Below are 7,343 nucleotides of genomic sequence, written 5' to 3'. Positions count from 1 at the left end.
ACTTAACAAACCGCCTGCGTGCGCTTTACGCCCAGTAATTCCGATTAACGCTTGCACCCTCCGTATTACCGCGGCTGCTGGCACGGAGTTAGCCGGTGCTTCTTCTGCGAGTAACGTCAATTGATGAACGTATTAAGCTCACCACCTTCCTCCTCGCTGAAAGTGCTTTACAACCCGAAGGCCTTCTTCACACACGCGGCATGGCTGCATCAGGCTTGCGCCCATTGTGCAATATTCCCCACTGCTGCCTCCCGTAGGAGTCTGGACCGTGTCTCAGTTCCAGTGTGGCTGGTCATCCTCTCAGACCAGCTAGGGATCGTCGCCTAGGTGAGCCATTACCCCACCTACTAGCTAATCCCATCTGGGCACATCTGATGGCAAGAGGCCCGAAGGTCCCCCTCTTTGGTCTTGCGACGTTATGCGGTATTAGCTACCGTTTCCAGTAGTTATCCCCCTCCATCAGGCAGTTTCCCAGACATTACTCACCCGTCCGCCGCTCGTCACCCAGGGAGCAAGCTCCCTTGTGCTACCGCTCGACTTGCATGTGTTAAGCCTGCCGCCAGCGTTCAATCTGAGCCATGATCAAACTCTTCAATTAAAAGCTTGATTTGCTTCCACTCGAGAAGCGATGCTCAAAGATTTACTGCATGAATTTTACTTCAGTTAGTCACTCTTCAAGACTTGATATTTTTTTGCATCCGAAGATGCTGGATATCGTCTTGTGGAGTGCCCACACAGATTGTCTGATAAATTGTTAAAGAGCAGTGAGTTAGGCGCTTTCGCTTGCTAACTCGAGGTGGCGTATATTACGCTTTCCTCTTTCAGAGTCAACCCTAATTTTCAGGATTTTTTCTCTGCGACCCCCGGATACTCTGTGAAGTTGTTCACATGTTCCGTGTCGATGGAGGCGCATTATAGGGAGCCGGTTCAGAATGACAAGCGTTAATATGCATTTTTTATCTGACCGCTCACTATTCATTCGTAACGCCTATTAAACCCGCTTTTTGATGGCTGCAGGCAGGTCCGCCAGGCTATTTAGCACCCAATCGGCCAGCTTTTCGCCCTGCTCCGTCACCGGCTTGCCGGTACGCACCAGCACCTTGGTGCCGACGCCGGCCGCGATCGCCGCCTGCATGTCTTCCGGTTTATCCCCCACCATATAAGAAGCGGCCATATCGATGTTCAATTCCTGCTGCGCTTGCAACAGCATGCCCGGCTGCGGTTTACGGCAGTCGCACACCTGACGATACTCCTCTACTGCCGCCTCCGGATGATGCGGGCAGAAATAGATGCCGTCGAAGTCGACATCGCGATCGGCCAGCGACCAGTCCATCCACTCGGTCAGGTACATAAACTGGTCTTCGCTGAACTTGCCGCGCGCAATGCCGGACTGGTTGGTCACCATCACCAACGCGAAGCCCATCTTTTTAAGTTCGCGACAGGCGTCAATCACGCCGTCAATAAAGTGGAAATTGTCGATTTCATGGACATAACCATGGTCAACATTAATCGTACCGTCACGATCGAGAAAAATTGCTGGAACGCTTTGTGTCACCGCTTTGCTCCTGAGGGGCTGAATACGCTGACAGTATCGCATGTTTTACCCCGCACTGAGAACGCCGGAGAACGTCGCTGGCCGTTGACTTAGACGTCTAGACGCCTTAACATCTGATCCATACCTTGGTTCCACGCCGAGGTTTACTTTTATCTAGCCACGGGCAACCACGCTAAAATAAGAAGAATATGATTAAACTTTCTAACATCACTAAAGTGTTCCAGCAGGGTTCGCGCACCATTACCGCGCTCTCTGACGTGACCCTTCACGTCCCTGCCGGGCAAATCTATGGCGTTATCGGGTCTTCCGGCGCCGGTAAAAGCACGCTGATTCGCTGCGCCAACATGCTTGAGCGCCCTACGTCCGGCCAGGTCCTGGTCGACGGTCAGGATCTGACTTCGCTGTCGGAAAGCGAACTGACGCGCGCCCGTCGCCAAATCGGCATGATCTTCCAGCACTTCAACCTGCTCTCTTCCCGCACGGTGTTCGGCAACGTCGCGCTGCCGCTGGAGCTGGACAATACGCCGCGCGCCGAGATCAAAAAGCGCGTGACCGAACTGCTGGAGCTGGTCGGCCTGGCGGACAAACACGACGCCTATCCGGCCAACCTGTCCGGCGGCCAGAAACAGCGCGTGGCGATCGCGCGCGCGCTGGCCAGTAACCCCAAAGTGCTGCTGTGCGACGAAGCCACCAGCGCGCTGGATCCGGCCACCACCCGTTCCATCCTGGAACTGCTGAAAGACATCAACCGCCGTCTGGGCCTGACCATTCTGCTCATCACCCATGAAATGGACGTGGTGAAACGCATCTGCGACCAGGTCGCGGTCATCAGCCAGGGGCAACTGATCGAAAAAGACAGCGTCAGCGAAGTGTTCTCACACCCGAAAACCCCGCTGGCCCAACAGTTCATTCAGTCCACGCTGCATCTGGATATTCCGGACGACTACGCCGCGCGCCTGTCGCCGGAGCGCCAGGGCGACCGTCAGCCGCTGCTGCGCCTGGAATTCACCGGCCAGTCGGTCGATGCGCCGCTGCTGTCTGAAGCCGCTCGCCGCTTCAACGTGAACAACAACATTATCAGCGCCCAGATGGATTATGCCGGCGGCGTGAAATTCGGCGTGATGCTGGCGGAGCTGCACGGCAGCGACGAAGACGCGCTGGCGACGATTAAGTTCCTGCAAGAAAATCAGGTAAAAGTAGAGGTTCTGGGTTATGTCTGAGGCAATGATGTGGTTGATGGCACGTGGCGTGTGGGAAACCGTCATGATGACCTTTGTCTCCGGCTTCTTCGGTTTCGTGCTCGGCCTGCCGGTCGGCGTGCTGCTGTATGTGACCCGCCCGGGGCAGATCATCGCCAACAATTCGCTGTATAAGATCCTGTCCGGGCTGGTGAACATCTTCCGTTCCATCCCGTTCATTATCCTGTTGGTTTGGATGATTCCTTTTACCCGCATGATCGTCGGTACCTCGATCGGTCTTCAGGCGGCCATCGTGCCGTTGACCGTGGGCGCCGCGCCGTTCATCGCGCGCATGGTGGAAAACGCCCTGCTGGAGATCCCGTCCGGTCTGGTGGAAGCGGCGCGCGCCATGGGCGCCACGCCGATGCAGATCATTAAGAAAGTGTTGCTGCCGGAAGCCCTACCGGGCCTGGTCAACGCCGCGACCATCACCCTGATCACCCTGGTGGGTTACTCCGCCATGGGCGGCGCGGTCGGTGCCGGCGGTCTGGGCCAAATCGGTTACCAATACGGTTATATCGGTTATAACGCCACAGTTATGAATACCGTATTAGTATTACTGGTAGTTTTGGTTTATCTGATCCAATTCTGCGGCGATCGCATCGTCAAAGCCGTTACCCATAAATAGTTTCACAGCATATTAATGCGAGTCTAATGAGGAAGGGATATGTCGTTAACATTTAAATCCATCGCGACAATTGGCGCACTGATCGGCACTCTGGCTCTGGCGGGCTGTGGCCAGGATGAAAAGAATCCAAACCACATCAAGGTCGGCGTGATCGTCGGCGCAGAGCAGCAAGTGGCTGAAGTGGCGCAGAAAGTGGCGAAAGAGAAATACGGTCTGGACGTCGAGCTGGTCACCTTCAACGATTACGTGCTGCCAAACGAAGCGCTGAGCAAAGGCGATATCGACCTGAACGCCTTCCAGCACAAGCCTTATCTGGATCAGCAGATCAAAGATCGCGGCTACAAGCTGGTGCCGGTCGGCAGCACCTTTGTTTACCCGATCGCCGGTTACTCCAAGAAAATCAAATCGCTGGACGAGCTGAAAGAAGGTTCTCAGATCGCACTGCCTAACGATCCGACCAACCTGGGCCGCTCGCTGCTGCTGCTGCAGAAAGTCGGCCTGATCAAACTGAAAGACGGCGTTGGCCTGCTGCCGACCGTGCTGGACGTGACCGAGAACCCGAAAAACCTGAAGCTGGTTGAGCTGGAAGCGCCTCAGCTGCCACGTTCTCTGGACGATCAGCAGATCGCGCTGGCGGTGATCAATACCACCTACGCCAGCCAGATCGGCCTAACGCCGGCGAAAGACGGTCTGTTCGTGGAAGATAAAGACTCGCCTTACGTCAACCTGCTGGTTGCGCGCGAAGATAACAAAGATGCGGAAAACGTGAAGAAATTCGTGCAGGCCTATCAGTCTGACGAAGTTGACGCCGCCGCCAACAAAATCTTCAACGGCGGTGCGGTGAAAGGCTGGTAAGCGCTTATTCGCCAATTTTATTCCTATAATTGCAAGACGGGCCAAGGCCCGTCTTGTTATTTCCGCCATAGATTGCTTCAATAGCGCCACTTTCATTAAGGCAGAGGAATCTCAATGCGTGTTTTACCTCTCTGTTTGTTAGCGCTCGCGCTGGCCGGATGTTCATCGCAACGTATCGCGCCATCCTCAACAAACAGCACCAGCAAGCCGACCACGACCGCCCCGGCCAAGACCACGCCGGCCGCCCGCCCCGCTCCGGTAAAACTGTATAAAAGTGCAGAAGAACTCGTGGGTAAACCGTTCCGCGATCTGGGTGAAGTGTCCGGCGAATCGTGCCAAACCACCGTACAAGACTCCCCACCGAATCTGGCTACCGCCCGTAAACGCATGCAAATCCGCGCGTCTTACATGAAGGCCAACGCCGTGCTGCTGCACGACTGCCAGATTGTCAGCGGCGTCGCCGGTTGTTATCAGCAGGCCGTCTGCCAGGGCTCGGCGCTTAACGTCTCGTCCAAATGACCGAATTCGTTTTCGAGCAGATCGGCGTGATCCGCTCGCCGTATAAAGAGAAATTCGCCGTGCCCCGCCAACCTGGGCTGGTCGAAGACGGTGGCGGCGAACTGCTGTTGCTACCGCCCTACAACCAGGCGGAAGCGGTTCGCGGTCTCAGCGATTTCAGCCATCTGTGGGTGATGTTCATTTTCCATCAAACCATGGAAGGCGGCTGGCGCCCGACGGTACGCCCACCGCGTTTAGGCGGCAATGCCCGCATGGGCGTGTTCGCCACCCGCTCCACCTTCCGCCCCAACCCGCTCGGCATGTCGCTCATTGAGCTCAAAGGCGTACGGGTGAAAAACGGGGAAGTGGCGCTGGAACTGGGCAGCCTCGATCTGGTCGACGGTACCCCGGTGGTGGACATCAAGCCTTATCTGCCGTTCGCCGAGAGCCAACCGCAGGCCCGCGCCGGCTTTGCCCAGGCCGCGCCCGCCGGCGATATGCCGGTGCGTTTCGCGCCGCAGGCGGAACAGCAGCTGCAGCAACATCAGGCGCACTACCCGCAATTAAGGCGTTTTATCAGCCAGGTGCTGGCACAGGACCCCCGTCCCGCCTATCGTAAAGGAGAGGACGTCGAACGGGATTACGCCGTCTGGCTGCTGGATTTCAACGTGCGCTGGCGCGTCGTAGACGGCCACACCGAAGTGCTGTCGCTCGACCCGCGTTAAAATTCCGCCGCCTCTCTTTTGGCGACCCGCTCGCGCTGGTAAACTAAATCACTTTTTGGCCGCCACTCTGGCAGCCCGATGCAATTTGCAGTTCTAACGGAACCAAAACACCATGCGTACTAGCCAATATCTGCTCTCCACTCTGAAGGAGACACCTGCCGACGCCGAAGTGATCAGCCACCAGCTGATGCTGCGCGCCGGGATGATCCGCAAGCTGGCCTCCGGTCTTTATACCTGGCTGCCGACCGGCCTGCGCGTTCTGAAAAAGGTTGAAAACATCGTTCGCGAAGAAATGAACAATGCTAATGCGATCGAAGTGTCCATGCCGGTGGTTCAGCCTGCCGACCTGTGGCAGGAAAGCGGCCGTTGGGAGCAATACGGCCCCGAGCTGCTGCGCTTCGTCGACCGCGGTGACCGTCCTTTCGTGCTGGGCCCGACGCATGAAGAAGTGATTACCGATCTGATCCGCAACGAGATCAGCTCGTACAAGCAGCTGCCGCTGAACTTCTTCCAGATCCAGACCAAGTTCCGTGATGAAGTGCGCCCACGTTTCGGCGTGATGCGTTCCCGTGAGTTCCTGATGAAGGATGCCTACTCCTTCCATACCTCGCAGGAGTCTCTGCAGGAGACTTACGACGCGATGTACGAAGCGTACAGCAAAATCTTCAGCCGCATGGGCCTGGATTTCCGCCCGGTGCAGGCCGATACCGGCTCGATCGGCGGCAGTGCGTCGCACGAATTCCAGGTGCTGGCAGACAGCGGTGAAGACGATATCGTGTTCTCCACCGGTTCCGACTTCGCCGCCAACATCGAGCTGGCGGAAGCGGTCGCGCCGGCGGCTCCGCGCGCGGCAGCCAGCGAAGCGCTGCGCCTGGTAGATACCCCGAACGCAAAAACCATCGCCGAGCTGGTCGAGCAATTCGCGCTGCCAGTGGAAAAAACCGTGAAGACGCTGATGGTACGCGCCACCGAAGAGAGCGGCCACAAGCTGGTCGCTCTGCTGGTGCGCGGCGATCACGAGCTGAACGAAGTCAAGGCAGAGAAGCTGGCGCAGGTTGCCACGCCGCTGACCTTTGCCACCGAAGAAGAAATTCGCGCCATCGTCGGTGCCGGCCCGGGTTCACTCGGCCCGGTCAACCTGCCGATGCCGGTGGTAGCTGACCGCAGCGTGGCGGCGATGAGCGACTTTGGCGCCGGCGCCAACGTTGACGGCAAACACTACTTCGGCATCAACTGGGAGCGCGATCTGCCGCTGCCGCAGGTGGCCGATATCCGTAACGTGGTGGAAGGCGACGCCAGCCCGGACGGTCAGGGTACGCTGCTGATCAAACGTGGCATCGAAGTGGGCCATATCTTCCAGCTCGGCACCAAGTATTCGGAAGCGATGAAAGCGACCGTGCAAGGCGAAGATGGCCGTAACCAGGTACTGACCATGGGTTGCTACGGCATCGGGGTCACGCGCGTTGTGGCCGCCGCCATCGAGCAGAACCACGACGAACGCGGCATCATCTGGCCGGACGCTATCGCGCCGTTCCAGGTCGCTATTCTGCCGATGAACATGCACAAGTCGTTCCGCGTGCAGGCGCTCGCCGAAGAGCTGTACAACACCCTGCGCTCCCATGGCATCGACGTGATCCTCGATGACCGCAAAGAGCGTCCGGGCGTGATGTTCGCGGATATGGAACTGATCGGCGTGCCGCACTCTATCGTTATCGGTGACCGTAACCTCGACAACGAAGAGATCGAGTACAAGAACCGCCGCGTCGGCGAGAAGCAAATGATCAAAACCGGCGAAATCGTTGATTTCCTGCTGGGCCAGATCAAACGCTGAGCGACGAACGCCA

7 protein-coding genes and 1 rRNA gene are annotated in these 7,343 nt (G+C 57.4%); 6 read left to right on the top strand and 2 right to left on the bottom strand.

What is annotated here, in order from left to right:
- Window positions 1–598: ribosomal RNA gene (locus tag WA302_RS18745) — 16S ribosomal RNA — on the bottom strand; the annotation flags it as partial.
- Window positions 599–991: 393 nt separating this feature from the next.
- A complete protein-coding gene (gene gmhB, locus WA302_RS18740; RefSeq protein ID WP_025304009.1) occupies window positions 992–1,555 on the bottom strand; it encodes a D-glycero-beta-D-manno-heptose 1,7-bisphosphate 7-phosphatase in 564 nt (187 codons plus the stop codon).
- 188 nt (window positions 1,556–1,743) lie between these two features.
- On the opposite strand from gmhB, the gene metN reads away from it, so the two are divergent.
- The 6 genes from metN (at window position 1,744) to proS (ending at window position 7,330) form a co-directional block, all read left to right on the top strand.
- Window positions 1,744–2,775 carry a methionine ABC transporter ATP-binding protein MetN gene (metN, locus tag WA302_RS18735; protein ID WP_004932012.1) on the top strand — a complete coding sequence of 344 codons (1,032 nt, stop codon included), beginning with the start codon at window positions 1,744–1,746 and terminating at the stop codon, window positions 2,773–2,775.
- Entirely contained in the window at window positions 2,768–3,421 is a 654-nt protein-coding gene (locus WA302_RS18730; RefSeq protein ID WP_004932010.1) for a methionine ABC transporter permease MetI, read from the top strand. Before metN ends, WA302_RS18730 begins: the two co-directional genes overlap by 8 nt.
- A 39-nt stretch (window positions 3,422–3,460) precedes the next feature.
- Window positions 3,461–4,276 carry a MetQ/NlpA family lipoprotein gene (locus WA302_RS18725; protein ID WP_025304010.1) on the top strand — a complete coding sequence of 272 codons (816 nt, stop codon included), beginning with the start codon at window positions 3,461–3,463 and terminating at the stop codon, window positions 4,274–4,276.
- 114 nt (window positions 4,277–4,390) lie between these two features.
- Window positions 4,391–4,795 carry an Rcs stress response system protein RcsF gene (rcsF, locus tag WA302_RS18720; RefSeq protein ID WP_025304011.1) on the top strand — a complete coding sequence of 135 codons (405 nt, stop codon included), beginning with the start codon at window positions 4,391–4,393 and terminating at the stop codon, window positions 4,793–4,795.
- Window positions 4,792–5,499: a tRNA (N6-threonylcarbamoyladenosine(37)-N6)-methyltransferase TrmO gene (tsaA, locus tag WA302_RS18715; RefSeq protein WP_336064653.1), complete on the top strand. Its 708-nt coding sequence runs from the start codon at window positions 4,792–4,794 to the stop codon at window positions 5,497–5,499. The genes rcsF and tsaA overlap by 4 nt, the downstream gene beginning before the upstream one ends.
- Window positions 5,500–5,611: 112 nt before the next feature.
- Complete coding sequence (gene proS, locus WA302_RS18710; RefSeq protein ID WP_025304013.1) at window positions 5,612–7,330, top strand: proline--tRNA ligase; 1,719 nt, start codon at window positions 5,612–5,614, stop codon at window positions 7,328–7,330.
- Window positions 7,331–7,343 lie beyond the last annotated feature (13 nt).

It is taken from the genome of Serratia sp. 201 (assembly GCF_037027545.1).
GTDB classification, from domain to species: domain Bacteria; phylum Pseudomonadota; class Gammaproteobacteria; order Enterobacterales; family Enterobacteriaceae; genus Serratia; species Serratia bockelmannii.
The sequence above is the reverse complement of the archived record's forward strand: the minus strand, read 5'-3'. Positions and strand labels throughout refer to the sequence as shown.

What these genes read in the sequence shown, in the direction of transcription:
- metN (WP_004932012.1), top strand. Translation starts at nt 1,744, where the DNA reads ATGATTAAACTTTCTAACATCACTAAAGTGTTCCAGCAGGGTTCGCGC.
- WA302_RS18730 (WP_004932010.1), top strand. Translation starts at nt 2,768, where the DNA reads ATGTCTGAGGCAATGATGTGGTTGATGGCACGTGGCGTGTGGGAAACC.
- WA302_RS18725 (WP_025304010.1), top strand. Translation starts at nt 3,461, where the DNA reads ATGTCGTTAACATTTAAATCCATCGCGACAATTGGCGCACTGATCGGC.
- rcsF (WP_025304011.1), top strand. Translation starts at nt 4,391, where the DNA reads ATGCGTGTTTTACCTCTCTGTTTGTTAGCGCTCGCGCTGGCCGGATGT.
- tsaA (WP_336064653.1), top strand. Translation starts at nt 4,792, where the DNA reads ATGACCGAATTCGTTTTCGAGCAGATCGGCGTGATCCGCTCGCCGTAT.
- proS (WP_025304013.1), top strand. Translation starts at nt 5,612, where the DNA reads ATGCGTACTAGCCAATATCTGCTCTCCACTCTGAAGGAGACACCTGCC.